Raw genomic sequence first — 24,130 nt, 5'->3', positions numbered from 1 at the left:
TACACTATTAAAAAAGTCCGAATAGATGTTTATTAAAAATTCCATATCAGTAAAGCTACTCAAAAAAATATTTTTGATCTATTTCGTCATCACCTTGATCATGACGATTACTCAGATTATGATTGAATATTACGATACCAAAAACAATGTCCAAAAAGATCTAGTCTCCCTTGAAAATACCTATATAAATTCACTCCAAAATGCTATTTGGGATATGGATGTGGATCAGATAGAGAGTTTGAGCGATTCCATTTCCAAACTTTCATTTGTAAAAGAGGTCATCCTTTTGGACCCTTCTGGAAATATTATCACTCATCATCAAGCACATAACATAACCAACCGCTTTTCTCATGAATTTAACATATATAAAGTACATAATATGCAAAAAATAGTGATAGCAAAAGCAATCATCTCCTCCGATCAAAACAGTGTTATCGACATAGTCAAAACAGGGGTAATTCTGATAATCCTCAATGCCATGATCAAAAGTGTGATATTGTTATTTTTATTTATTTGGGCATTTCAAAAAAATCTCGTTGAGCCTCTCACCGATCTTACCAATCAAATCGGCGACATTGAATTTGAGAATCTCGATCAGCATAAAATCAGTGTAAATGTTCCTAAAAGCAGCGAGCTTGATCTCCTTCAAAAAAAGTTTAATTTGATGATTGAAAAACTTAATCAACAAAAAAATGTCATTTTGAATGCCGAACACGACTATGCCGCTCAACTGGAGCAAGAGGTGAAAGAACGGACATTAGAACTCGAACAACTCAACATAGGGTTAAACCATATCGCTACAACCGATTACCTCACCAATATCCGAAACCGACGAAGCTTTTTTGACGTCGGAGATCAATATTTCGTTATGGCAAAACGAAACCAAAAAGAGCTCTGTGTTTTGTCATTCGATCTTGATAATTTTAAGGCGATCAACGATACATACGGGCATCAGGTTGGAGATCAGGCACTCAAACAGTTTGCCGACAATTGTAAAAAACACTTAAGAGAGAGTGATATTTTCGGACGAATGGGAGGGGAAGAGTTTACTGCATTGTTGTTTGAAACATCGTTGAAAGAGAGTATCCATTTAGCGGAGCGTATTGTCAAAAGCACCTCCGAAATAGTGATACATTTAGACAATGAAGCCATTAATTTTACGGTAAGTGTCGGTGTTGCTTCTATGCTTCCAAGCGATCAGAAAATGGATGATCTTCTCTTACGTGCCGACCGTGCCCTCTATCAAGCCAAAGCAAATGGACGAAACCAAGTCATTAGTTCAGAATATTAAGCCAAAAAATAGTATTTTTTGTTTTTTTATACTAAAATACACCATCTTCTCATGTGGAATATGAATGGCGACCATCTACGATCTCAAACCTGCATTCCAAAATCTTCTTCGTCCTACAGTCCAAAATTTGGCACACGCGGGGGTAACTCCGAATCAAATCACCTATGCGGCACTCGCGCTCTCTTTTATCGCTGGGGGTGCTGTTGCCCTCACCCACGGTGCACTCTGGACACTTCTCTCCATCCCTGCGGTGATGTTTGTGAGAATGGCGCTCAACGCGATTGATGGGATGCTCGCCAAAGAGCACGATATGAAAAGCGACGGGGGGGCGATGCTGAATGAGATGAGCGATGTCCTCTCGGATGCGGCACTTTATCTCCCTTTTGCCCTGATTGGCGGTGTTTCGGCACTTTGGGTTGTACTGTTCGTCATTATGGCTATCCTCACTGAGATGGCGGGGGTACTGGGAGCGCTCATCGGCGGAGTGAGACGCTATGATGGACCGATGGGGAAAAGCGACCGTGCTTTTGTGATCGGTGCCCTCTCGCTGGCTCTTGGGCTGGGAGTTTTGCCTGATGGGTGGTTTGATGCCATAATGATCGTCGCCACATTTATGGGGGGATGGACGGTGCTTCGACGCTCTGTGCGGGGGTTAAAATCATGATAGAGACTATCACCACACTTTTTTCAGGTAAGAGCGGGATTGTTTTGCTGATTATTTTGGGGATATTGGCGTTTGCTACCCTCATCGTATCTGTGATCTTTCGCGCCAAAACATCCCAAGAGTTGAAAGACCGTATCTATTCGTGGTGGATCATTATCGGCGCGTTTATACTCGGGGCGATGCTCAACACCACTGTGGCGATGTTCTTTTTCGCCCTCATCAGCTATCTCGCCCTCAAAGAGTATTTCACCCTTATCCCCACCCGTCGCACCGATCGTCGGATCATCTTTTACGCCTACCTCTCCATCGTGTTTCAGTACTGGTTCGCGGGGGCGCAGTGGTATGGGATGTTTATCATTTGGATACCCGTCTACCTCTTTTTACTCCTCCCGTTTCGTCAGGTACTCATCGGAGAGACGCAGGGATTTTTAGAGAACACGAGTCGCGTGCAGTGGGGACTGATGATGTTCGTCTTCGGTCTCAGCCACCTCGCCTACATGATGACGCTTCCTGCCGTGGCGGGGCATGATGTCGGAGGCAAAGAGTTGGTGCTCTATCTCGTCGTCCTCACCGAACTCAATGATGTATTACAATATCTCTGGGGCAAGGCTCTGGGTCGCCATAAAATCGTCCCGAAAGTAAGTCCCAACAAAACCGTCGAGGGGTTCGTAGGGGCGTTTGTAACCCTCAGCGCTCTCGCGGTAGCATTTTCGTTTCTCACCCCATTTACGACGCTTCAAGCACTCGCGGCGGGGATGCTCATCAGCGGCGCTGGGTTCGTGGGAGATGTCGTCATTTCGATGGTCAAACGGGACATCGGAGTCAAAGATTCGGGGCATCTATTGCCGGGGCATGGGGGAATACTTGATCGTGTCGATAGTCTCACCTATACCGCACCGCTTTTTTTCCATTTCACCTACTATCTCTACTATTAGGATACACGATGCTAAAATGGCTCTTTTTCGCCCTCATCGTCCGTCCTACGATACTGCTGATCTTCGGGGTTCATGTGCGGGGACGCGAACACCTAAGTCACGACAAACCCTGCATCATCGTCGCCAACCACAACAGCCATCTCGATACCCTTGTCCTCATGAGCCTCTTTCCCCTGCGCAAAATCCACCGTATCCGCCCCGTCGCGGCGGCGGACTATTTTATGAAAAACCGCCTCATAGCGTGGTTCTCGACCCAGTTTATCGGGATTATCCCCCTGAGCCGAAAGGTAGAGAGATCACACACCCATCCCCTCGAATCGGTGCGCCAAGCTCTCGAAGCGGGAGATAGCATCATCCTTTTTCCAGAGGGGAGTCGCGGGGAAGCAGAGCAGATGAGTAAATTCAAATCCGGCGTTGCCCATTTGGCAAAAATGGCTCCCCATATCAGCGTTGTCCCCATCTATCTCGGCGGTGCGGGAAAAGTCCTCCCCAAAGGGGAAGCGTTGCTCGTCCCCTTTATCATCGATGTTCATATCAATGAGCCGATGATGATCGGCGAGGAAGATACCCAAGCGTTTACGGAGCGGTTGGAAGAGGTTATTAAAAAGGCGGGGGAGAGGGATGTGTAAAAAAAGTCATAAAAACTATTTGAAGGGATTGATAATTGTGAGCGACAGATTCTCAAAATCTTTTTGATTGCGGGTTATTAATACCAAATCATGGATGGCACATTGCGCCGCAATAAGTGAATCCATAATCGGAAGCACTCTGCCAAGTGCTTGAGATCGGCTAACGATCTCTCCCCATCGCATCATTACACCCAAATCGACATCAATAATTCGATCATTGAAGCGATTGAGTAGATCGATTTCGAGCCAATTACTAAGTTTCTCTTTTTTACTTCCATCGGATAATTTTTCTATCCCCGCTTTTATTTCACCTAAGGTAATAACGGATAAAAAGAGACTCTTTTCCTCTGCCACATTTAGAAACTCTATCACGCCTGCATTGGGTATTTTAGAGATGAGTTCTGAGATGACGTTGGTGTCTAAGAGATAATTCAAAAACGGACTCTGTCGCTGTAAGTTTCGGATGATCGCTCAACACTGATCTGATCCACAAGCGGAGAGGATTGAAAAAACTCTACCAAACTTTTAGCTTTTTGAGTATCTTGTTTGGAGGTGGCAACTTTTATTTTTAGATCGCTTTTGGGAAGCTGATTCAAAAAAAACATGACATTATCAAATATCTTGTCACTAACATCTAATCGGATAGAGTGCATATCTCACCTCCACTACTCATTCTATAATAGAAATTATAACCAGTAAAGGAGAATAAATACACCATAAATTGAAGTTTCACTCCTCATCAAATCAAAAACAAAATATGTTTAAGATAAACTACTTTAGATATTTTAGCGGTTATTAAAAAGGCGGGGGAGAGGGATATATGACATTTTTTATCGTAACTGGCAGAGCATTGAAACAATGGTTCTTTTTTTGGGATATTTATAAAATTCCTTATAAGTGGGCAAAAATACGCGCTTTTATAGCCTTTATGACATGTAGTTTGTTAATGGTTTGGGGATTTCAATTTTATAAACTTGAGTATTTGCCGTATGAAGGGTATAAATATCCATTGTTATCACAAATGAATGTTGATAGTGGTGTCTGGGTATTTTCACATAGTAGAAAGTTAGATTATGTATTAACACTTGATGGCAAAAAAATATTTTTTGAGCATGCTTTGAGTCAGTATAGAAATAATCTTATGAAATCTCAGGGGTTAAATCCATTGAGTCGATTTGATCCTGAGATACGTGTTAAAGTTTGGTGGTTTCCAAGACCTCATACAAAAGCTAATGAAATAAGTCAGCTTGAAATTGATGGAAAATTAATATATTCATACGATGAAAGTTATCAAAGTGATTTAAAAAATAAAGACCATAATGGATTTTATTCGTTTGTAAAAAAGGTATCCATTTTTATTTTCATATTATTTTTGTGGGAATATTTATCGCAATACATTGCTTATCGTCAGGAACACAATGTTCGTCGTCGTTCAGAATAAATTCAGCAAATCACCCGTAATATGTCAATATGTTTAAGTTTTTAGGAATGTAGTTATGAAAACCATTGATATCCATACCCACCTTCTCAGCAGTGATGTTGCGTTTGATCGTTTTTACGACAAATTGGCATTGCGTTTTTTCGCTAAAAAGTTCGGGATGAACCCAAAAGCGCTCGTGAACGATCCCTACGGCGAATACACCCGCGCGTTGGTCGAGTCGGTCAGAGGTTCACAACATGTTGAGAAAATCGTCCTCTTCGGTGTCGATGCACGGGTTGATGAAGAGGGAGAAATTCTTCACAAAGACATCACCGTATGTGCAACCAATGAGGACGTAGCGGCACTGTACCGAGGGAACGAGGATGTCATCATCCCCTTTTTCTCCATCAACCCCAAACGCCCCGATGCGCTCGATCTCATCGACCGCTACGCCGATGCGGGATTTGCCGGAGCGAAGTTTTTGCAAAACTACTGGGGGGTCGATACCCGCGAAGCGCGTTACCGCCCCTATTTCGACAAACTCGCACAGCGTGGTCTGCCTCTGATCGTCCATGTAGGGAGTGAGAGCAGTGTTCACTCTTTTAAATCGTGCGAGAGTATAGAGATGCTCGATCAACCGCTCGAAGCGGGGGTTCAGGTAATCTGCGCCCACATGGCGCTCACCTATGAGCCGCGCCAAATATTCAAAGCCCTATCCAAAAATCCGAAACATTTTAACGACGAGTATTACATCCTCATCGATATGCTCAAGCGTTATCCGAATCTCTACGCCGACATCAGCGCCCTCCTCACCCCCGTGAGAGCAAAAGTATTGCGCCATCTGAGCAGACAGAGCGACATCCATCACAAGCTCCTCTTCGGCACCGATTTCCCCGTACCCTTTAGCACGATGCTCAACAGCTACGATCTCCCCTATCGCAAACGCTTTGCCCTCTCGCGCGAAGCGAACCCGTTTGATCGCTATGCTAAAGCGATTTTAGAGTATTTTCCAACTGAGAGTCCCATCTATACCAATTACACCAAACTATTAGGAGAATAAGATGACAACCGGAAATTTCGCAAGCTTCGATGGTTCAGAACTTTTTTATCGTGAATGGTCGCCGCAAAATTCTAACGGCAAAATCGTGTTGCTCCTCCATCGTGGGCATGAGCACTCAGAGCGACTCGATCCTATCGCCCGTAACGCTATTTTCGAGGGGTACAAAGTGTTCTCGTATGACAATCGGGGACACGGATACACCCGAGCAGAGGCGACCTATGAGTTCATGAATCTGGTGCGCGATTTGGAGGCGTTTGTTCGCTTCGTCTGTGCCAAAGAGGGAAAAAGTGCCGAAGATATTTTCGTCGTCGCCAACTCGGTCGCGGGGGTCGTCGCTTCGACGTGGGTGCACGATTATGCTCCACGTATCGCAGGGATGGCACTGGTCGCTCCGGCGTTTGTCATCAAACTCTATGTCCCTCTCGCCAAACTATCTCTTGATCTGATGATACGGTTTAATCCCCGCATGAACATCAAATCCTACGTCAAAGCGAAGTTTTTGACCCATAATACGATAGAGCAGGAGAAATACAACACCGATCCCCTCATCACCCCGAACATCCCCGCACGACAGCTCGTGACACTCCTCGATACCGCAAAGCGGATTGTGGAGGATGCGAGCCACATCGTCACCCCGACATTGGTACTCTCGGCAACATCGGATTATGTCGTCGACAGCCGTGTGCAAAAGGTATTTTATGACCGCCTCAGTTCCCCGCTAAAATGGTTCGTGGAGTTGGAAGGGTTTTATCACGGTGTCCTCTATGAAGCCGAAGCACACAAAGCGATTGATGCCATCGGAGTGTTTATGGAGAAGTGTTTCAACACCCCTAAAACCGATAAAAGCGAGCATCTCATCGCGTTGACCCAAAACGAAAAAGATAAGATTGCACGAGGGGAGATCACCTCGTGTCAAAAACTCTCTTTCGGTGTTCAGCGCTTTATGCTCAATCGTCTTGGATGGATGAGCGATGGGATGAAGATCGGGTTGAAATACGGGTTCGATTCGGGGGTAACCCTCGATTATGTCTACAAAAATACCCCAAGCGGTGTGGGAATCCTCGGGAAAATGTCCGACAAAAACTATCTGGAGAGTATCGGATGGAGAGGGATTCGTCAGCGTAAAATCAACGCTATCATTACTATCCGCGAAAAAATCGATCAGCTACGAAACGAGGGAAAAGGGGTGAAAATCCTCGACATCGCCGGAGGACCTGCTCGCTATCTCATCGAACTCGCAGAGGAGTACCCTGATATCGAGGTGCTAGTGCGCGATTATCAGGAACAAAACGTCGAACAAGGGCGCGCATTGGCACATGAACGGGATCTCACGAACATCCGCTACGAGCAAGCCGATGCGTTTGATAAAACCAATTACGACCGAAGTGTGTATGAGCCGAATATCGTTGTTGTTTCAGGGGTGTTCGAGCTGTTTGAACAAAATACGCTGATCCAAAATGCCATTGAGGGGATAACCTCGATGATCGCACCGAATGGGTATCTGGTCTATACGGGTCAGCCGTGGCATCCGCAGTTGGAACAGATCGCTCATGTGCTAGGGAACCATCAGCAAACGCAATGGATAATGCGCCGCCGAAGCCAGTATGAACTCGATACCCTCTTTGGCTCGTACGGATTTGACAAAGAGGGGATGCGGATCGATGATTGGGGCATTTTCACCGTCTCATCGGCGCGACGCAGATAACCATGTATCCGTTTGATCCTGCCCTAGACGCCTCTGCCACCCTCAAAGAGCGATTTGTATGGGTACTTTTTATGGGGGCGCTCTTTTTTATCCTCTACGGTGCGGCGAATCAGTACGCTTCGCTCACCTCCCACCCCTCGATTTTTATGGAGTGGGAACGGCACATTCCGTTCGTCCCTTCATTCATCATCCCCTATATGTCTTCGGACGTGATGTTTTGTATCGCATTTTTGCTCCCGCAGAGCCGTTTGGAGCTTCGTATCCTTGCGTTGCGGGTGCTCTTTATCGTTGCTTTATCAGTCCTCATCTTTACCCTTTTTCCGCTCCAATTCGGGTTTGAAAAACCTCACAGCGATCAGTACCAATGGCTCTTCGGACTTCTAAGTGCCGATCTGCCCTACAATCAGCTCCCCTCATTGCACATCAGTTTTGCCATCGTGCTGTGGATGTCAATGCGCGCTCATTTGAAAAACGTTTTTCTAAAATATGCCGTGGCACTGTGGTTATGGCTCATCGCCCTCTCCACACTGCTGGTGTATCAACACCATTTTATCGACCTCCCGACTGGGGCGTTAGTCGGAGGAGCGGCTGTTGCCATGATCCATCAAAACAGCAAAGTATTGAACCGATTTACCACTCCGCGCAGTCTCAAAGTGGGGCTTTATTATTTAGGTACGGCAGTTTTGTTTCTCGTCGCTGCATTCGCGTATCACTCCCTCATCGCACTGTGGCTGTTTCTCTCGATGGCGTCGGTGGCTATCGTCTATGCGTTTGGATTTAATCATCTTATCGCAGGGGAAAGCTCAAAGGCTTCATTATGGCAGTGGATCGTATTCGCCCCCTATTTTATCGGTACGAATTTATCATGGCGATGGTACAAACGGAAATTGCCGTTAATGAGCCATGTCGAAGAGAAGGTTTATGTCGGACGACATCCTGCAAAGGATGAGTATGACTCGATTAGATCGCATGGGATCAACCATGCAATCAATCTGGCATTGGAGCATCAAATCAACCGCTCCGCACTGGAACAGACGAGAATACCGTTTTTGGATTTAACGATCCCCTCTCCCGAAGCGCTTCACCGCGTCGTTATGATGATCGAAGATAAAAAAGAGAACGGTGTGTATGTCCATTGCGCTCTAGGGCTCTCTCGGAGTGTTATGGCAATCAGTGCGTGGATGTTGTACCGTGGATACACGATGGAGCAGATCGAAGAGCGGCTCAATAGTATCCGTCCCGCGTATGTCAAATCGAAATACGTTTATGTGGCACTGGGTCTGTATCAATCGCATTTAGATTCACTTCGCGCGAGTGATTCAGTCTCATATTAGCTCAGATTTATTATCATATCTATATGTTTAAGATTTTAGGATTATTACCATGAAAACCAATTACACCGACGTTCTTCCACCCGAGTGGAAACCGATGTCCGATATTTTTACCGCATTGGGAGATGAGCACCGTCAGCGAATGCTAATGCTTTTCGAACCCGATGAGCGGCTCACCGCTGGTCAAATAGCAGAGGCCTCGACACTGGCGCGTACCACCGTTTCTCACCATCTCAAAATCCTCCGCCAAGCCGAAGTGTTATTGAGCGAGAAAAAAGGGAAAGAGGTGTGGTTTTGGATTAACAAGCCGTTGCTAGAAAAGACGTTCGGAAATGTACTCAACTATTTACAAGGAAAAACAAATGATTAAAGCGATTTTATATGTGATCGTCCGTCTTTTATTTCGGGTAAAAGTGGTCGGTGAGTTTCAACGCGCGGAGAACCACACCGTGATCATCGCCAATCATCAGTCATTTTTAGATGGTCTGATTTTAGGGCTAGTGCTTCCGATTAACCCGGTTTTTGTTGTCAATACCGAAATTGCTAAACGCCCCCTTATTCGGATGTTTCTCTCTCTCAGCGAATATCTCGTTGTCGATCCCGCCAATCCGATGGCGATCAAACAGATTATCCGTCTCGTCGAGAGCGGTCGTCCTGTCGTTATCTTCCCTGAGGGGCGGATCACGACTACGGGGAGTTTGATGAAGATTTATGAGGGTTCGGCATTTGTGACGGTCAAAACCGAAGCAACAATCCATCCCGTGATTATCGAGGGAGCAACGTTTAGCACCCTATCGCGTATGGGGAACGATCATCCCAAAAGCTGGTTTCCTCAAATCACCCTCACCTACTGTACTCCGACACGACTGAGTATCTCTGAGGGGGGGAGTGCTCATCAGAGACGAACCAAAGCAGGTGAAGCGATGCGCACACTGTTGCAAAAATCTCTTTTCGAATCACGCCGACCGAATGATCTCTACGGGGCATTTCTCGATGCCGTGGAGGTGTATGGTGCCTCACGAGAGATTATCGAAGACACGAAACAAATAGAATACACCTATCGTCAACTTCTCACCATGACGCTCGGTCTCGGACGGCTTTTAATCCCACATACTCAAAGCGGGGAAGCGGTGGGGGTGTTGATGCCGACGGCGGTTCCTACACTAGCACTGATTTTAGGGCTTAGTGCGTTTGGGCGAACCCCTGCAATGCTCAACTTTACCGCCGGAAGCGACGGGTTGCAAAGTGCGTGTGAGGGGGCAATGATCCAAACGATTATTACCTCAAAAGCGTTTGTGGAACAAGCCAAACTTGACGCGAAACTGGGTGCGTTGAAAAACGTCCGACTCCTCTACCTCGAAGATCTCAAAGCCGAGATGGGGTTAATGGATAAGCTCTGGTTGATGGGGTATGCACGCTTTTTCCCTAACGCTGTTCGGGTCAAATCCGATCCCACATCACCGTGCGTCATCCTCTTTACCTCAGGATCTGAGGGGAAACCCAAAGGAGTTGTATTATCACACGAGGCAATTTTGGCGAACATCGCCCAAATCCGTGCCATCGTCGATTTCTCGACCGAGGATAAGGTGCTTAACGCTTTACCTATTTTCCACTCATTCGGATTGACGGCAGGGACACTGTTGCCGATTCTGGGCGGGATACGACTCTTTTTGTACCCATCTCCTCTGCATTATCGGGTTATCCCTGAGATCGCGTATGACCGTTCGTGCACGATCCTCTTTGGAACCAGTACCTTTTTGAACCATTATGCCGCACACGCACATCCGTACGATTTTTACCGTCTCCGATACGTGGTCGCAGGGGCAGAAAAACTTTCCGCCAGTGTCAAAGAGCTGTGGTTTGAGAAATTCGGAATACGAATTTTCGAGGGGTACGGGGCGACCGAAACGGCTCCCGTCATCGCTGTCAATACTCCGATGGCCTACCGAAGCGGAAGTGTAGGGCAGATTTTACCGGGGATAGAGACAAAACTCATCCCTGTACCAGGGATTGATGCGGGGGGTATTTTACATGTCAAGGGTGCCAATGTGATGAGCGGCTATCTACGCTCAGAGCGTCCCGGATTTTTAGAAAAACCAACCTCTGAGGCGGGTGAGGGGTGGTACGATACGGGAGATATCGTCACCATCGATGATGAGGGATTTGTCCGAATTGCGGGACGGGTAAAACGATTCGCCAAAATCGCGGGGGAGATGATCTCGCTCGAATCAGTCGAGAAACTCGCCCTCACCGCATCTGCGAGCCATTTTCACGCCACATCGTCTCAAAGCGATGAGTCCAGAGGGGAAGCACTCGTCCTCTTTACTACCGACAGAGAGCTTAAACGCGATATCCTCCAACAAGCCGCACGCGCAGGGGGATACCCTGAAATCGCCGTCCCTAAAAAAATCGTTTATGTCGATGCTATCCCTGTCTTAGGTACCGGTAAAACCGACTACGTCACCCTCAAATCGATGGCGGCAGAGGCATGAGTACACCGTTTTATCTCTTTCGTTCCAAACGCTTTGCCCCATTGTTCGGGACACAGTTTTTAGGGGCATTCAACGATAATCTCTATAAAAATACCCTCGCGGTATTGCTCACTTTTCAAGCCGCCGAGTGGACATCGATATCCTCTGCTCTTCTCGCTCCGCTGATCGGTGCGGTATTTATCGCTCCGTTTTTTCTTTTCTCAGGATTATCGGGGGAGATTGCTGATCGACTCGATAAAGCGCGTCTTGCACGGATCGTAAAAGTGTGGGAAATCATAATGATGATCGTCGCCGTGGCGGGATTTGCTACCCACACATTTACGACACTTTTACTCGTTGTGTTCGGGATGGGGATGCACTCGACCCTTTTTGGTCCTATCAAATACTCCATCATTCCGCAGCACATGCAACAAGGTGAGCTGATCGGGGCGAATGCCCTCATCGAGTCTGGGACGTTCGGAGCGATTTTACTCGGAACGATTGCGGGGGGTGCACTCGCCGCAATCCCCAACGGTGGGGTGATCGCTTCATCATCTGCACTGATTGTCGCTGTGGTTGGCTATCTCTTTAGCCGCTATATCCCCTCCGCTCCGCCACCGCACCGTGCAGAGCCGTTTCGGATTGGGTTTTGGAAGCACACTTCGGACGCTATCAAATTGGCGTATCGAGATCGCCTCGTCTTTTTAGCTATTTTGGCGATATCATGGTTTTGGCTCTATGGGGCGTTGCTCCTCTCGCAGTTCCCCTCATTGGTGAAAGATCTTTTGATGGGGAGTGAGGAGACGGTGACGCTGATCCTCGCCCTCTTTACTCTGGGGATTGGTATCGGATCGGCACTGTGTGAGCGGTTGAGTTATCACCATGTCCGCTACGGTATTGTCGTTGCCGGAGGGATCGGGATGGCGGTTGCAGGGGTTGATTTTGCATGGGGGATCGGAACGTTTGAATCTTCTGGTGCATTGTCGCAGAATATCCATTTTTGGCGGATCGTTGTCGATGTGACACTGCTGGGAATCTTCGGCGGACTTTACAGTGTCCCGCTTTATGCGCTGGTTCAGGAGCGCAGCGCACCTGAGGCACGTTCACGGATCATCGCCGCTAACAACATCTTGAATGCACTGTTTATGGTTTTGGGGGCAATAATGACGATGGCAATCCTCTCGGTGGGTTATAACATCGCATGGCTATTTGGAATGGTCGCGTTGGGGACGGCGCTGGTAGGAACTATTATCTATAAGGTGAGGAGAGAAAAATGAAAAAACTGCTAATAGGAGCTTCATGTGCGTTAATGATCATAACGGCGCCTGTCTTTGGAGCGGATCGGACACAATCGGATTTGGCACAAATTGTCGATAGTGCCCGTCATAATGACGCGGTAGCGGTCGAAAAACTGATCCAACGCTCTCTAACCCTTCGCCAAAAGATCCCCACGTTTGTCGACGAAGCCGATAAAGCGACTGCGTCGCGTAAAGGGGCAATTCCTGCCGCTCTTTCGGCGACCATCGCCTCTTCTATCGGTGAAGCCGATGCGATCCGCACCACCCTTTTCCCTTATGCACTGCGCTATCGCCATGTCCTCTATCGCACCGATGATTCACTCAATGATCGAGACCGCATCGAATCGATCCTCATCTCAATGGCGGCGGCACTCACCCTCTATGATAATGCCCATTTTATGGAGGGGCAGTTTGCCTCAAAGAGTGCTCTGCGGGAAAAACTCAATGAAGCCTATCCTGAATACGGCGTAGAGGGGAATTTTTACAAAGATTCATTGATGCGTGCTTCTACCATTACGTATCGTTCCACTATGCTTGATGCGATCCGATTTTTCGAGGAGAATCGCCAAAGTATCGCCTACCATATCGCCAAAGGCGATCCGACGATCCGAGCTCTTTATGGGTATGTTGAGCACTCTGCTATGCGTTCTAAACTCGGAGGGGATAACGCCTTTACCCAAATCTCCGATCAGGTCGGCTCGCTCCTCTCCAGAGCGATCGACCTGCCGTTTGCCACCGTCGAAAAGTTCAAATTCAATCTCTCCAAAGGTGTGGGTAATACGATGGGGATGGTTCGATGGCGAAGCGGTAAACTCCGTAATGATCGAGAATTTCTCACAGAGTTTTCTGCGCACCTGAAACCGGGCGATATTCTCCTCGAAAAGACCCCTTTCGCCCTCACCGATAAAACGATTCCGGGACATTTCGGTCATGCGGCAATTTATATCGGCACGTATGAGCAACTCCGTGCTCTGGGGGCGCTCGATACCCCGTTTGTTCGTAAACACATCGATCAGATTCGTGAGGGAAAAGTGATCTTAGAAGCATTACGTGAGGGGGTCGTTCTCAACAGCGTAGAGCATTTTATGAACATCGATGATGTGGCAGTTTTACGTCCAAATCGACTCGAAACCGATGCGATGCGAACATCACTGGATTTGGCGATGAGCCATTTCGGGAAAAAATACGATTTTGATTTCAACGTCAACACCACCGAGACGATCGTCTGTTCCGAACTCGTCTACGCCGCCTATCCGCAGATCGATTTTATGACGAAAAAAGTCCTCTCCAGTTTTACCATCTCTCCCGATGATATTGCAATACTCGCTTCAGGAGATCGCAGTGCTCCGTTAGAGTTGACGTTTTTTGCCCATGATGGGAAAAAAGTGTATGTAAAAGGGGCAAAAGAAGAGGGAGCTAAGCTCTACCGAACCCTTGTGGGTATCGAAAAAAGATACCGCTAAGGGACTACAGCGTAATCTGTGTCCCTACACCCTCAGAGGTGAAAAGTTCGAGCAAGATCGCGTGTTCGATCCGTCCGTCAATGATGTGGGCTTTTTGAACTCCTGCATCAACCGCTTCGAGACATGAATCGACTTTCGGAACCATACCGCCGACAATCGTCCCATCGGCTTTGAGCGCTTCGACCTGCGCTTCGGTGAGGGTTGAAAACAGCTCTTTATCTTTGTTGAGCACACCCGGAGTGTCGGTCATAAAGATCACTTTACACGCACCGATAGCCGCTGCTACTGCTGAAGCGGCGAGATCAGCATTGATGTTGTATCCTGGATGTCCGACGATGACATCCGCACCAATTGGGGCGATAACAGGGATGAAACCCTCTTGCAAAAGATTATGGATAACCGAGCCGTTCACACTCTCGACTCGCCCTGTCAGACCGAATTTCGCTTCGTCTTTTGGTTTTGCTTTTAGAAAATGGGCATCTTTACCGCTGATACCGATCGCTTTGGCACCATAAGAGTTGAGCAGAGATGTGATCTCTTTGTTGATCTCGCCGCTGAGAACCATCTCGACAATCCGCATCACTTCAGGTGTACTGACACGCTCACCGTCGATAAATTCGGTCGGGATTTTAAGATCGGATAGGAGCTGAGAGATACGGCTCCCGCCACCGTGTACGATCACCACTTTCACCCCGACGAGGTGAAGCAGTACGATGTCTTGGGCAAATTTGGCTTTGAGTTCATCGGAGGTTTGAGCCGACCCGCCGTATTTAATGACAACGATCTCATCTCGAAACTCTTTGATGAACGGCATTGCGTCCATCAGGGTTTTGACGGTATCAATCTTTTTTTGCATCAGCGTATTCCTTGAGGGTTTTTATCAGTGTTTCATCCAGTTCAAGAGAGAGTTCCAAAACCGAGATATTTAGATTCATTGATGACATTTTAACAAAGTCTTTTGAAGTTACCAATAAGCTCGTAGCCTCAGTTCGCGCAATTATCGCTTCAAGTTCTCCCTGCGTAAAAAAGTGGTGATCTTCAAAATAAACTTTTTCGATTGTCACCGGCAAATACGGATCGAGTCGCTCAGGGCGGGCAATCGCCGTAACCAGTACCATTTTAGAGGTTGGATTGGTAACCTTTACCGAACGCTGAAATGATTTCCCCTCATACAGCATAATAACCTGCTTATCACTCCACAATTTCTCTCGATATGCTCCTGAGGGGAGACAAAAGCGGTTTGGGGTCTTAACATCGATCACAAGATCAAGCTTATCAATACTATGCTTGCCATATCCATCATCGAGCAATACCACTTCACATCCCATCGAGACAGCCTCGGCAATAGCCCGTTCTCGAATTTCACTCACAATCACCGTAGCATTTGTGAGCATCTGTGCGTACAGCATCGCTTCGTCCCCGCTTTTGATAACATCGCAAAGAATCGTCGATTTATCTTTTACAACCACCATCCCCTGACTTTTGCGACCGTATCCGCGTAATACTATGGCCGGTTTTTCAAACTGCTTTGCCAATTCTATGACAACCGGAGTTTTTCCACTCCCGCCCACGGTCAAGTTTCCGACACTGATCACCGGAATACCCATGTACTTCGGAGTGCTTTGACGATAACGAATATAAGCGATTAAACAATAAAGCCAACTCAGGGGTAAAAGGGCTAGAGAGAGGATTTTTTGGAACAAAGAGGGGTGATAGAGATACCCTTCACCCCATCTTACGAACCAACGTTTCAAACGCGTGTTGCGGCTACATCCAAAATTGCGTCACAAATCTCCTCAACCTGATCATCGCTAAGAGCGGCATAATTAGGAATAGAGAGTACTTGTTGATAGTTGCGTAATGCAATCGGGAAATCGTTAACACGCAACGAATATTTAGACTTATAATAGCTCAACAAATGGAGCGGAATATAATGTAATCCGCACTCAATGCCGCGAGCTGAGAGCTCACGTGCAAATGAATCACGGTTTTTGTCAACTTTTATAATATAAAGCGAATACGCATGTTCCTCATTTGCAATCGGAAGTTTAATATGCGGAGCATCAGCTAAACGCTCATTAAAAATCTCTGCAATTTCACGTTGACGTTCAATATTATCATCTTGTTTTTCTAACTGTACCAGAATGGTTGCCGCGTCAAGAGGGCTAATCATGTATTGACTTCCGATATCGGTTACATCGTAGATATATTTCAACCCTTCATCTTCAATAACCATCGCATGATTACGAAGAGATTTGGCACGCTCCATGATCTCTTCATCATCACATACCATCATACCGCCGTTACAGACGTTACGACGTAAATGAGGACTAAAATCAAAACAGGTAATATCAGCACCGGTTGAGCCGATTTTTTGCCCCTTATAGGTTGCTCCGAGTGCATCGGATGCATCTTCGATAATCTTCACATCGTATTGCTTTGCAATCTCATACAAACGATCCAATTCAACACTTTGTCCTGCAATGTGAGAAACGATTACCGCTTTGAGTTTTTTGGATTTATTTTCCAACAAATAAGCTTCCAATTTATCCAAATCGATGGTGAACGTATCGGGATTAATATCGATAAAAATCGGTTCTGCATCAAAATGACGAACCACTTCAGGAACAGAAGGATACGCATTAATCGAGCAGAGCACTTTATCACCCCGTTTGAGATCAATCGCCAGCATCGCCAAATGAAGTGCTGCTGTCCCATGAGAGGTAGCAAGAGCATACGAAGCCCCTACATACGATTCAAAAGCTGCTTCTAAATCTTCAATAATAGTCGGTGCTTCACCATCAAGCACTTCGTCAATCTTTTCACGCTCATCTCCGCCAACTTCGACACGGTAAAAAGGGATACTCATTTTTTTTCCTTATAGGGTTATATCTCTGGGATAATTAAAATCATGGTTGACCGTTCTTGAGGTCAATTTTGCTATTAAAGGCATTTTACGTTTAAACTGATTCTTATAAATTCGATTTACTATCATATCGACTAATTGAGGGTTTTCACCATCTCTAACCATTTCCTCTAGAGTGTGACGTTCTTCAACGTAACGTTTTAACACACGATCGAGTTCACTGTAGGGATAGCCAATTTCCGTCTCATCACTCTGCCCTGCCCACAAATCAGCAGACGGCGGTTTATCAATGATAGAACTCGGAATACCTAAATACCGCGCCAGTTCAAATACTTCGGTTTTATACAAATCCCCGATAGGATTAAGTGCACTTGCCAAATCCCCATAAAGGGTTCCGTATCCGAGCATCAATTCACTTTTATTACTGGTACCCAGTACCAAAGCGCCCTCTCTCGCCGAAATATCAAACAGCGTTACCATCCGCAAGCGTGCTGAAAGATTTCCGATCCGAAGCGGTGACATATCAGACGTTTCATAAGCACGAAGCATTGGTTCAATGCTATGCGTTTCAGAACGCAAAGAAAATTGGCGGCACAATTCATCCGCATCGTCTATCGAATTTTGGGATGAATAGTGTGAGGGCATTTTGACGCAGAGCAGATCATCACAGAAGAGACGATGTGCCAACACCGCTACCACCGCTGAATCGATCCCTCCACTCAGACCAATAACCACTTTTTTCAAACCGGTTTTGCGAACTTCTTGACTCAAAAATTCACTCAAATATCGGCTGATTAGTTCGTATTTACCCACCGCTTAACCTTATTTTTGTATTAACGATTTGTATTATAACTAATTTTGGTAACGAAGTATCAACACAAAGTTAAGGAAATTTTCGACAGTTCATCCGCTGTAAATCCTGCCTCAAGACGCGCAGTACAGTTAATGTCTATTTTGCGAGGAAAGCTTCTCGGATAATATTTTTCAATAATCTCAAAATAACACTCAAGCGATCTTTTTTCCTTTGTACAAGCGTATTCAAACCACACATCCCCTTTTCGGACATGATCTATCTCTTCGTCTAAAATAACATTCAATGCCGCCATGATTTTACCGATCATCGGATCCTCACGATACGAATAGAGTTTTTTGAGAATCTGAGGCGTCGCATCCAATCCGTTCGCTTCGAGATATCTAGGGACAACCGCCATGCGCTCCGTGAGATCAAGTGTCCGCATCGATACTTCAAACAATCCATCATGAACAGGAAAATCCCCATAAAAGCTTCCAAGCTCACGAAGTAAACCTTCGATCATCTCGAAATGGCGTACCTCATCATCCGCCACTTCAAGCCAATCTCTCTCAAATTTCTCTCCGCAATCACGAAAACGATACACCGCATCCAGTGCTAGATCGATAGCACTGTATTCGATATGAGCGATCGCATGAAGGAGTAATTTTTGTCCGTGCGGCGTGTTGAGTTTTGTCCGTTTAGGAACCTCTTTAGGATCGGTTAACGTACAAAAATCTTTGTATGACGGGTGAATAAAAACCATCGTTTCTTGAGCTACTTCACGTTTTATTCCACCACCTCTATAGGCAGTATAAAAGTGTTTAAACAAATCGATTTTTTGACTCGCAGTCGAAGCGGTTAAAATAGTTTCAAGGGTGTGATAGAGTTCCATAATTGGAATTATAGCTATATCATGGTCTAATTATCCATTCTTTTTTCACCTATAAAAATGGCACTTTATTATTTACTTCTCTTGTTTTCTGAGTGCTATTGACTGAAACCATGTCACCATAGTATTTGGTGAAAAGAAAAATCTAATCGTAGAATTTCATTGTATAATATTCGCATGAAACCGACAAAAGAACATATTTTAGAATATCTGCACGAGATCAAAAGTGAGCTTCACCAAAGTGGTATTGTTCAACTCGGACTCTTCGGCAGTTATGCGCGTAATGAAAACACCCTCTACAGCGACATCGATATCGCTATCAAAAAAGAGGAAAACTACCTACAACACCGTAATGCCTACACCTATTTTGATGAAGTTGCAAAGATTAAACAGCGGATATTTGAAAAGTTCCATCGTAGCAGTGATATTTTCGATTTGGACAGCACTTCGAGCATGAAAGAGTCCATCACCAAGGATATTATCTATGTATAGTGAAAGAGCGTTAGAACGTATTCGTGTGATCAATAAAAAAATCGGCTTTATCGAAAATATCGTCCGAAACAGCGGTTCTATTATCAATGCCCTCGAAGACGAAGAGAACTCCCGCGCTTCGATCCTCATGCACCTCACCTCTATCGCAGAGCAGTTCGATAAACTCCTCCATACTGGTGAACTCGAAATACTCTCCAACTTTGAAAAGCAAGACATCAAAGGGAGCTATGAGCTTCGTAATTTCATCGCCCATGATTATGAAGGGATTGATCTTTATATCGTTGAAAATGTGATTGAAGGACGTTTACCTGTTATCAAACAGGGGATCAAAAAGATTTTAAATACTTGATCTTTTTTCTGCAACCTCTATCATCCCCCGCCCTTTCTCCGATAAAAACGGGGCAATATGGACTTTAAACATCGTCTCTTTTGTCTCCCGTATCGACTCACGGCTCACTTCACCATCCATCGAGGCAAATACCTGCCAATACGCCGTAACGAACCAATAGAGCTTGGCGCGGAGGGGAATATCCTCTTTAGCAATGTTTTCTAAAATCTCTTCGCTGATGAGGAATCTAATTAGCCCAGTTATCTGAATGATCCGCTTCTCTTGATTAGCGACAAACGCTCTTTTTAGCTCACTATCGAGAGCCATTAACACCGGAGCATCCCGCATAAAAAATCGGTATTCCCAAAACAGATCCCCAAAATGCTCTTGCGATTCATCCAATACCCTCAAAGGGTTATCCGAACTAACCATTTTTTCAAAACTTTTTGATAATTCCATCCGCTGTGATATATCCGAGTAGATTTCTCGGATGATTTCCTCTTTGTTGCGATAATGATAATAGAGATTTCCCGCAGACATTCCCGCCGCTTTAGCGATATGGTTAGTCGTGATAGAGAGTGAGTCATGGGCATTGAACAGCTCGATCGCCGCGTTTTTAATCCGCTCTTTAGTCGTTATCTTTTTTGGCTTTGTCATGGGAAAATTCTACCATATTTAGAGTAGATATACGAATACCATTTTACAAATTAGAGTATTTACACTAATTTTAAGATTTAATTTAGAAGATTGAGACTACCATGCACCTATCTGATTGGGTGAGGAGCTGATATGGTACAAGGAAAACCGGGGGATGGATTGCCGCGAGGAGAGTTTTTACTCATACGGCTGTTGTTGATTCCACTTGTACGGACATTTTTTACATGGCAAATCGCTTTTTGGCTTTTCAAACGCGAAGCACGTATCATCATCTCTCTTTTGGAGGAGTTACAAGAAGTGGAGAGGTTACAACAAGTCGTTATCGACAAAACCTTCGCCATCGAAGATCACTCACGCCAATTTTCCCTCAACATGGTGATCGAGCACCTCTGCATCACGGGACATAAAGTGATGGAGGTTATCACTGCCCTCTCACAGGAGAGGGAATACAGTGAAATCGTCACGATTGCAGGGGTAAAACCGTTCGCCAACCGTTCCGGTACACTCGATGATTTTAAAGCCTTTATCGATGAGTACAAAACCTTTTACAACGCTTTACCAAAACACCATTCTAAAATGACCAAACCCCATCCGTGGTTCTACTCGTTCAACAACTTCGACTGGAACTCATTTATGTACATGCACACCTTCATCCACCGCCGCCAAATCCAAGCGATCATAGCAGCGTTAAAGGAGCAACGATGAGTAATACAATTGGAACGATATGTCGTGTCGTAGGGGTGTTAATACTTTTACTCAGCGGATGGTTTTTAGCGGTAACGGCACTCTATTGTTTAGTTATTATGATAATCGGAGCCACATTTGAGTGGAGTCATGTCGGAATACTATTTGGTATGGTTGTAATCGGGAGAATGTTTTATCCACGTAATGTTTTTGCGTGGTGAACATACAACACTTCAAATCCCTTTTCTGAGGTTTCAGATGTGCTCGCTAATATATTCAGCATAATGCATATTCATTTTTGAGTATTAATGATATATTGTCTATATTAAAATACATTCGGATATAAAATGCTTCATCAACACCTCAATGCAATACATGACACTAAACCTGAAAATATTTTAGGTGCTTTTTATAAAGCAGTACAATCATTAATGCAAGAGCATCATTTACAAGTTGCGAATGAGTGTTTTGATATTACAGAACTTGAGTTTTATTATTTTAATACTCAAGCACATAAAGACCCCTATGCTCATATGCATTGTATGCAACTTGAATTTGGGAAATGGTATGTTCATGAAAAATCAATCGCGCGTGGTGGAATTGATTACACTTTTGGAAATGGAATTAATTTCGGAAGCATCTTAATTCGTGAACTACGTAACCAAAATGATAATAAGTTTATTACTGGTCCTGCCAAGGTCAGACAAGAAATAACTGATTTATTTAGTAACAATCTTGAAAGTGAAAGTCATTCAAAGCTCCAAGCCTTATTTAACGATAATTCCATAAAACTTGTCAAGCATCATAAAAAAGAACTTGATATAACATGTGGAAAGCGTATCGGATTAACTGAAAAGTCCATTTGTTTTGCAGCAAACTTTCAAGATAAGACTTATAGATTTGTTGCTAATAAGAAAGATAAACGACGTGATAATCACAATAAACCAATTTCAACAAAATACATAAATGATCTGAAATCAATCAAACTATTCGATACTAATTAAATAGGTGAAAGTTACAATGAGTAAGTACAAAAATTTAACATCAGTGAAGAAGTTAATTAGTTTTGCCTGATTTTAACCCATAATAAAGAATAAGGTCTCTTTTTATTTAGTATGTTTGTTAAGTTGATATGATCGATGAAAAAATCTCTTTTAAATTTTCGTATTTATTACTTTCAATAATATATAAAGGGATACCTAACTCTTGAGATATAGATTTAGCATGTAATATTTCTTCATCTCTCATTTGTCTAATTAGGTCAATATCATATACAATATTATCTCTTTGTTTTAACCTATTTACAATAATTTCAGGCTCTAAATCTATTAGTATCATTAAATGTAAATTCATCTGCCGAAATACATTCGCTTCAATTTTTTTTATATTTCTTTTTTTATCCAATAAAGTAAAATGCCCATCTAAAATAAAGTATCCATCTAAAGTATATTTTTTTATTTGCTTTATTAATTTATGTTGATTAGTATCTATGTTCTTTACAAATTTATTTTTCCCTTCTTCTTTTTCAGATACTTCCTTTATTAGCTGACTTGCTGTCATTGAAAGAATATTAAAATCATTTTGAAGTTTTTTGCATAATGTACTCTTACCTACACCATGTATACCACCCATAAAAATAACTTGATTCTTCTTTTCTTTCTCTTCTGTCAATAATATTTCTAGATACGTATCAGATATATATTTAAATGATTGAGGAGGAACAAAATTTGGAAAGAGTGTATTTGGAACTAACCAATTATTCAATGGTATAATCTTTTCAAGTTCAATAGCATAAGCATATTTTTTTCCTTTAAAATAATCCCTATAAAAACTTCTTACTACTCCACCTTCTTTTTTTGTATTTTCCCATATTCTATGTGGTGATCCCTTTAATATCCGTTTAACAGATGCAATTCCTATAATTCTTTGGATTGGGGCGGTGGCATAGATAACTACATGTGAAACATCATCAGATAATGACACTTTTCGATACTCAAATTTTTTTTGTTCAAAAAGTATTTTAAATGCATATTCAGGTCTAATTGACATTAACGCAAGTTTCATTAGTGCCCTTTATTAAAACTTTTTGAAATTTATTATCATCGATACTTGTAATTGATTGGATATTGCCATTCACAATTCCATTGTCAAAAAGCCACTTTAATGAAATACCATCGTTAAGATGAAATACCTGTCTAAACAATATAACTTTTGTAGGTTTAACACTCATTTCTGCTATATCATTAAACGAATAGACTGTCCTTTTCGCTACTTCACCAGCTATAAAATCTGCATCATCTGAAATAAAGAACTTTTCTACTATTGCTAAGGTCGTAATACTTTTTAAATCATTTGAACGATAAAAAAAGACCAAATCTCCTGAATTCATGCATGACAAATTTGAATGAGATAGGTAAGCTTTTTTAATTGTATTACCTGCAGCTTTATTCACTGAAAACAGTGATGTTTGCCTTTGTTTATCCGGAAAAAGAACCTCATGAAACTGTGGTTGTATAGGAATAATATATTTTGATACATTACACATAAACGATGGCGAATAAAGACGGTGAAATTCAAATGGATGGATGGATGGATCACCTATATCTATACCTATTTGCTTAGCTAAAATCATATCACGATTACTTTTTATATCTTTTCCAAACTCAAAAAAACCAAATTCTTTACACAAATCTTGTAAATAGCCATGTTTATCAGGATGGACGGTAAGGTATACATACTTACACGCATTTTTTCTCGCATATTCAAAAGAACTTTTTAAAAAAAGCTCCCCAATTTTTTGTCCTCTTACTTCTTCGCCAACTTTAAAAGTAGATAATTTTAAGCTTTTAGCTCCTAGACCTCTACTATCATTAGTAATAATTTCTCCAATTTCTTCTTTATAAATCAAAATTGCACTCAAATTGCCTTCATCGTCTCTTGCTATTTGTGCCTTTCTCCCTTCCCTACTTTTTTCAATAAACCATTCATCAAATTTACTATAATCTTCACGAAGTGAATCAAAAAATGGTAACTTGACATTCAGTTCATGTAAAAATGAATTTGATAAGTTAGGCAGTCTTATTTCATATGTTTTAGGATGTAAGTGTCTAAGGGCATCAACCACTTGTTGAATATAAAAAACTTTATTTCCAAT

General features: G+C 43.7%; 27 protein-coding genes. 17 read left to right on the top strand and 10 right to left on the bottom strand.

Annotation, left to right across the window (positions count from 1 at the left end; all coding sequences use genetic code 11):
• The first annotated feature begins 73 nt into the window (after nucleotides 1–73).
• From PHR02_RS08180 to PHR02_RS08165, 4 genes are all read left to right on the top strand, one after another.
• The gene (locus PHR02_RS08180; RefSeq protein ID WP_299990955.1) at nucleotides 74–1,291 is read left to right on the top strand and encodes a diguanylate cyclase; all 1,218 of its coding nucleotides are present in this window, start codon (nucleotides 74–76) and stop codon (nucleotides 1,289–1,291) included.
• A 64-nt stretch (nucleotides 1,292–1,355) separates the two neighbouring features.
• Nucleotides 1,356–1,955 (top strand): CDP-alcohol phosphatidyltransferase family protein, encoded by a 600-nt coding sequence (locus tag PHR02_RS08175; protein ID WP_299990953.1) that lies wholly within the window; start codon nucleotides 1,356–1,358, stop codon nucleotides 1,953–1,955.
• The gene (locus tag PHR02_RS08170; protein ID WP_299990951.1) at nucleotides 1,952–2,890 is read left to right on the top strand and encodes a phosphatidate cytidylyltransferase; all 939 of its coding nucleotides are present in this window, start codon (nucleotides 1,952–1,954) and stop codon (nucleotides 2,888–2,890) included. Before PHR02_RS08175 ends, PHR02_RS08170 begins: the two co-directional genes overlap by 4 nt.
• Before the next feature lie 8 nt (nucleotides 2,891–2,898).
• Nucleotides 2,899–3,519 (top strand): lysophospholipid acyltransferase family protein, encoded by a 621-nt coding sequence (locus PHR02_RS08165; protein ID WP_299990949.1) that lies wholly within the window; start codon nucleotides 2,899–2,901, stop codon nucleotides 3,517–3,519.
• 15 nt (nucleotides 3,520–3,534) lie between these two features.
• On the opposite strand, the gene PHR02_RS08160 is transcribed toward PHR02_RS08165, so the two are convergent.
• On the bottom strand, nucleotides 3,535–3,954 hold the full coding sequence (locus PHR02_RS08160; RefSeq protein WP_299990947.1) for a type II toxin-antitoxin system VapC family toxin: 420 nt from the start codon (nucleotides 3,952–3,954) through the stop codon (nucleotides 3,535–3,537).
• The gene (locus PHR02_RS08155; protein ID WP_299990945.1) at nucleotides 3,951–4,172 is read right to left on the bottom strand and encodes a hypothetical protein; all 222 of its coding nucleotides are present in this window, start codon (nucleotides 4,170–4,172) and stop codon (nucleotides 3,951–3,953) included. The genes PHR02_RS08160 and PHR02_RS08155 overlap by 4 nt, the downstream gene beginning before the upstream one ends.
• 167 nt (nucleotides 4,173–4,339) lie before the next feature.
• On the opposite strand from PHR02_RS08155, the gene PHR02_RS08150 reads away from it, so the two are divergent.
• From PHR02_RS08150 to PHR02_RS08115, 8 genes are read left to right on the top strand one after another with little or no spacing between them, the layout of a single operon-like run.
• Nucleotides 4,340–4,960 (top strand): hypothetical protein, encoded by a 621-nt coding sequence (locus PHR02_RS08150; RefSeq protein WP_299990943.1) that lies wholly within the window; start codon nucleotides 4,340–4,342, stop codon nucleotides 4,958–4,960.
• A gap of 55 nt (nucleotides 4,961–5,015) precedes the next feature.
• Nucleotides 5,016–5,999: an amidohydrolase family protein gene (locus PHR02_RS08145; RefSeq protein WP_299990941.1), complete on the top strand. Its 984-nt coding sequence runs from the start codon at nucleotides 5,016–5,018 to the stop codon at nucleotides 5,997–5,999.
• 1 nt (nucleotide 6,000) lies between these two features.
• A complete protein-coding gene (locus tag PHR02_RS08140; RefSeq protein WP_299990939.1) occupies nucleotides 6,001–7,704 on the top strand; it encodes a bifunctional alpha/beta hydrolase/class I SAM-dependent methyltransferase in 1,704 nt (567 codons plus the stop codon).
• On the top strand, nucleotides 7,665–9,038 hold the full coding sequence (locus PHR02_RS08135) for a dual specificity protein phosphatase family protein (RefSeq protein WP_299990937.1): 1,374 nt from the start codon (nucleotides 7,665–7,667) through the stop codon (nucleotides 9,036–9,038). The genes PHR02_RS08140 and PHR02_RS08135 overlap by 40 nt, the downstream gene beginning before the upstream one ends.
• A 49-nt stretch (nucleotides 9,039–9,087) precedes the next feature.
• Nucleotides 9,088–9,405 (top strand): metalloregulator ArsR/SmtB family transcription factor, encoded by a 318-nt coding sequence (locus tag PHR02_RS08130; RefSeq protein WP_299990935.1) that lies wholly within the window; start codon nucleotides 9,088–9,090, stop codon nucleotides 9,403–9,405.
• Nucleotides 9,398–11,527 (top strand): bifunctional acyl-ACP--phospholipid O-acyltransferase/long-chain-fatty-acid--ACP ligase, encoded by a 2,130-nt coding sequence (gene aas, locus PHR02_RS08125; RefSeq protein ID WP_299990934.1) that lies wholly within the window; start codon nucleotides 9,398–9,400, stop codon nucleotides 11,525–11,527. The genes PHR02_RS08130 and aas overlap by 8 nt, the downstream gene beginning before the upstream one ends.
• Entirely contained in the window at nucleotides 11,524–12,783 is a 1,260-nt protein-coding gene (locus tag PHR02_RS08120) for an MFS transporter (RefSeq protein WP_299990932.1), read from the top strand. Before aas ends, PHR02_RS08120 begins: the two co-directional genes overlap by 4 nt.
• Nucleotides 12,780–14,267 carry a YiiX/YebB-like N1pC/P60 family cysteine hydrolase gene (locus PHR02_RS08115; RefSeq protein WP_299990930.1) on the top strand — a complete coding sequence of 496 codons (1,488 nt, stop codon included), beginning with the start codon at nucleotides 12,780–12,782 and terminating at the stop codon, nucleotides 14,265–14,267. Before PHR02_RS08120 ends, PHR02_RS08115 begins: the two co-directional genes overlap by 4 nt.
• Before the next feature lie 4 nt (nucleotides 14,268–14,271).
• Here the strand turns inward: PHR02_RS08115 and argB are convergent, their stop codons facing one another.
• From argB to PHR02_RS08090, 5 genes are read right to left on the bottom strand one after another with little or no spacing between them, the layout of a single operon-like run.
• Nucleotides 14,272–15,123, bottom strand: a complete 852-nt coding sequence (argB, locus tag PHR02_RS08110; protein ID WP_299990928.1) for an acetylglutamate kinase — start codon at nucleotides 15,121–15,123, stop codon at nucleotides 14,272–14,274.
• On the bottom strand, nucleotides 15,107–16,021 hold the full coding sequence (locus PHR02_RS08105; protein ID WP_299990926.1) for a tetraacyldisaccharide 4'-kinase: 915 nt from the start codon (nucleotides 16,019–16,021) through the stop codon (nucleotides 15,107–15,109). The genes argB and PHR02_RS08105 overlap by 17 nt, the downstream gene beginning before the upstream one ends.
• Nucleotides 16,018–17,136: a DegT/DnrJ/EryC1/StrS family aminotransferase gene (locus tag PHR02_RS08100; RefSeq protein ID WP_299990924.1), complete on the bottom strand. Its 1,119-nt coding sequence runs from the start codon at nucleotides 17,134–17,136 to the stop codon at nucleotides 16,018–16,020. The genes PHR02_RS08105 and PHR02_RS08100 overlap by 4 nt, the downstream gene beginning before the upstream one ends.
• A 9-nt stretch (nucleotides 17,137–17,145) precedes the next feature.
• A complete protein-coding gene (locus PHR02_RS08095) occupies nucleotides 17,146–17,946 on the bottom strand; it encodes an NAD+ synthase (RefSeq protein ID WP_299990922.1) in 801 nt (266 codons plus the stop codon).
• Between the two features lie 59 nt (nucleotides 17,947–18,005).
• Entirely contained in the window at nucleotides 18,006–18,818 is an 813-nt protein-coding gene (locus tag PHR02_RS08090) for a ferritin-like domain-containing protein (RefSeq protein WP_299990920.1), read from the bottom strand.
• Nucleotides 18,819–18,992: 174 nt separating this feature from the next.
• Between PHR02_RS08090 and PHR02_RS08085 the strand changes: the two genes are divergently transcribed.
• Together PHR02_RS08085 and PHR02_RS08080 are read left to right on the top strand one after the other, a co-directional pair.
• Nucleotides 18,993–19,307 (top strand): nucleotidyltransferase domain-containing protein, encoded by a 315-nt coding sequence (locus PHR02_RS08085; protein ID WP_299990919.1) that lies wholly within the window; start codon nucleotides 18,993–18,995, stop codon nucleotides 19,305–19,307.
• Nucleotides 19,300–19,656 carry a HepT-like ribonuclease domain-containing protein gene (locus PHR02_RS08080; protein WP_299990917.1) on the top strand — a complete coding sequence of 119 codons (357 nt, stop codon included), beginning with the start codon at nucleotides 19,300–19,302 and terminating at the stop codon, nucleotides 19,654–19,656. Before PHR02_RS08085 ends, PHR02_RS08080 begins: the two co-directional genes overlap by 8 nt.
• Here PHR02_RS08080 and PHR02_RS08075 read toward each other — a convergent pair.
• On the bottom strand, nucleotides 19,645–20,292 hold the full coding sequence (locus PHR02_RS08075; RefSeq protein ID WP_299990915.1) for a TetR/AcrR family transcriptional regulator: 648 nt from the start codon (nucleotides 20,290–20,292) through the stop codon (nucleotides 19,645–19,647). The two genes, PHR02_RS08080 and PHR02_RS08075, sit on opposite strands and share 12 nt — an antisense overlap.
• 132 nt (nucleotides 20,293–20,424) lie before the next feature.
• On the opposite strand from PHR02_RS08075, the gene PHR02_RS08070 reads away from it, so the two are divergent.
• The 3 genes from PHR02_RS08070 (at nucleotide 20,425) to PHR02_RS08060 (ending at nucleotide 21,980) form a co-directional block, all read left to right on the top strand.
• Nucleotides 20,425–20,997, top strand: coding sequence for a hypothetical protein (locus PHR02_RS08070; RefSeq protein WP_299990913.1), 573 nt, complete (start codon nucleotides 20,425–20,427; stop codon nucleotides 20,995–20,997).
• The gene (locus tag PHR02_RS08065) at nucleotides 20,994–21,197 is read left to right on the top strand and encodes a hypothetical protein (RefSeq protein WP_299990911.1); all 204 of its coding nucleotides are present in this window, start codon (nucleotides 20,994–20,996) and stop codon (nucleotides 21,195–21,197) included. The genes PHR02_RS08070 and PHR02_RS08065 overlap by 4 nt, the downstream gene beginning before the upstream one ends.
• Before the next feature lie 126 nt (nucleotides 21,198–21,323).
• Nucleotides 21,324–21,980, top strand: a complete 657-nt coding sequence (locus PHR02_RS08060) for a hypothetical protein (protein ID WP_299990909.1) — start codon at nucleotides 21,324–21,326, stop codon at nucleotides 21,978–21,980.
• A gap of 118 nt (nucleotides 21,981–22,098) precedes the next feature.
• Here the strand turns inward: PHR02_RS08060 and PHR02_RS08055 are convergent, their stop codons facing one another.
• Nucleotides 22,099–23,040: an AAA family ATPase gene (locus tag PHR02_RS08055; RefSeq protein ID WP_299990907.1), complete on the bottom strand. Its 942-nt coding sequence runs from the start codon at nucleotides 23,038–23,040 to the stop codon at nucleotides 22,099–22,101.
• A partial coding sequence (locus PHR02_RS08050) for a GNAT family N-acetyltransferase (RefSeq protein WP_299990905.1) occupies nucleotides 23,015–24,130 on the bottom strand: 1,116 nt, incomplete at its 5' end. The genes PHR02_RS08055 and PHR02_RS08050, both read right to left, overlap by 26 nt.

It is taken from the genome of Sulfuricurvum sp. (assembly GCF_028688295.1).
Taxonomy (GTDB): Bacteria; Campylobacterota; Campylobacteria; order Campylobacterales; family Sulfurimonadaceae; genus Sulfuricurvum.
The sequence above is the reverse complement of the archived record's forward strand: the minus strand, read 5'-3'. Positions and strand labels throughout refer to the sequence as shown.

What these genes read in the sequence shown, in the direction of transcription:
- PHR02_RS08175 (WP_299990953.1), top strand. Translation starts at nt 1,356, where the DNA reads ATGGCGACCATCTACGATCTCAAACCTGCATTCCAAAATCTTCTTCGT.
- PHR02_RS08170 (WP_299990951.1), top strand. Translation starts at nt 1,952, where the DNA reads ATGATAGAGACTATCACCACACTTTTTTCAGGTAAGAGCGGGATTGTT.
- PHR02_RS08165 (WP_299990949.1), top strand. Translation starts at nt 2,899, where the DNA reads ATGCTAAAATGGCTCTTTTTCGCCCTCATCGTCCGTCCTACGATACTG.
- PHR02_RS08155 (WP_299990945.1), bottom strand. Translation starts at nt 4,172, where the DNA reads ATGCACTCTATCCGATTAGATGTTAGTGACAAGATATTTGATAATGTC.
- PHR02_RS08150 (WP_299990943.1), top strand. Translation starts at nt 4,340, where the DNA reads ATGACATTTTTTATCGTAACTGGCAGAGCATTGAAACAATGGTTCTTT.
- PHR02_RS08145 (WP_299990941.1), top strand. Translation starts at nt 5,016, where the DNA reads ATGAAAACCATTGATATCCATACCCACCTTCTCAGCAGTGATGTTGCG.
- PHR02_RS08140 (WP_299990939.1), top strand. Translation starts at nt 6,001, where the DNA reads ATGACAACCGGAAATTTCGCAAGCTTCGATGGTTCAGAACTTTTTTAT.
- PHR02_RS08130 (WP_299990935.1), top strand. Translation starts at nt 9,088, where the DNA reads ATGAAAACCAATTACACCGACGTTCTTCCACCCGAGTGGAAACCGATG.
- aas (WP_299990934.1), top strand. Translation starts at nt 9,398, where the DNA reads ATGATTAAAGCGATTTTATATGTGATCGTCCGTCTTTTATTTCGGGTA.
- PHR02_RS08120 (WP_299990932.1), top strand. Translation starts at nt 11,524, where the DNA reads ATGAGTACACCGTTTTATCTCTTTCGTTCCAAACGCTTTGCCCCATTG.
- PHR02_RS08115 (WP_299990930.1), top strand. Translation starts at nt 12,780, where the DNA reads ATGAAAAAACTGCTAATAGGAGCTTCATGTGCGTTAATGATCATAACG.
- argB (WP_299990928.1), bottom strand. Translation starts at nt 15,123, where the DNA reads ATGCAAAAAAAGATTGATACCGTCAAAACCCTGATGGACGCAATGCCG.
- PHR02_RS08100 (WP_299990924.1), bottom strand. Translation starts at nt 17,136, where the DNA reads ATGAGTATCCCTTTTTACCGTGTCGAAGTTGGCGGAGATGAGCGTGAA.
- PHR02_RS08090 (WP_299990920.1), bottom strand. Translation starts at nt 18,818, where the DNA reads ATGGAACTCTATCACACCCTTGAAACTATTTTAACCGCTTCGACTGCG.
- PHR02_RS08085 (WP_299990919.1), top strand. Translation starts at nt 18,993, where the DNA reads ATGAAACCGACAAAAGAACATATTTTAGAATATCTGCACGAGATCAAA.
- PHR02_RS08080 (WP_299990917.1), top strand. Translation starts at nt 19,300, where the DNA reads ATGTATAGTGAAAGAGCGTTAGAACGTATTCGTGTGATCAATAAAAAA.
- PHR02_RS08075 (WP_299990915.1), bottom strand. Translation starts at nt 20,292, where the DNA reads ATGACAAAGCCAAAAAAGATAACGACTAAAGAGCGGATTAAAAACGCG.
- PHR02_RS08070 (WP_299990913.1), top strand. Translation starts at nt 20,425, where the DNA reads ATGGTACAAGGAAAACCGGGGGATGGATTGCCGCGAGGAGAGTTTTTA.
- PHR02_RS08065 (WP_299990911.1), top strand. Translation starts at nt 20,994, where the DNA reads ATGAGTAATACAATTGGAACGATATGTCGTGTCGTAGGGGTGTTAATA.
- PHR02_RS08060 (WP_299990909.1), top strand. Translation starts at nt 21,324, where the DNA reads ATGCTTCATCAACACCTCAATGCAATACATGACACTAAACCTGAAAAT.
- PHR02_RS08055 (WP_299990907.1), bottom strand. Translation starts at nt 23,040, where the DNA reads ATGAAACTTGCGTTAATGTCAATTAGACCTGAATATGCATTTAAAATA.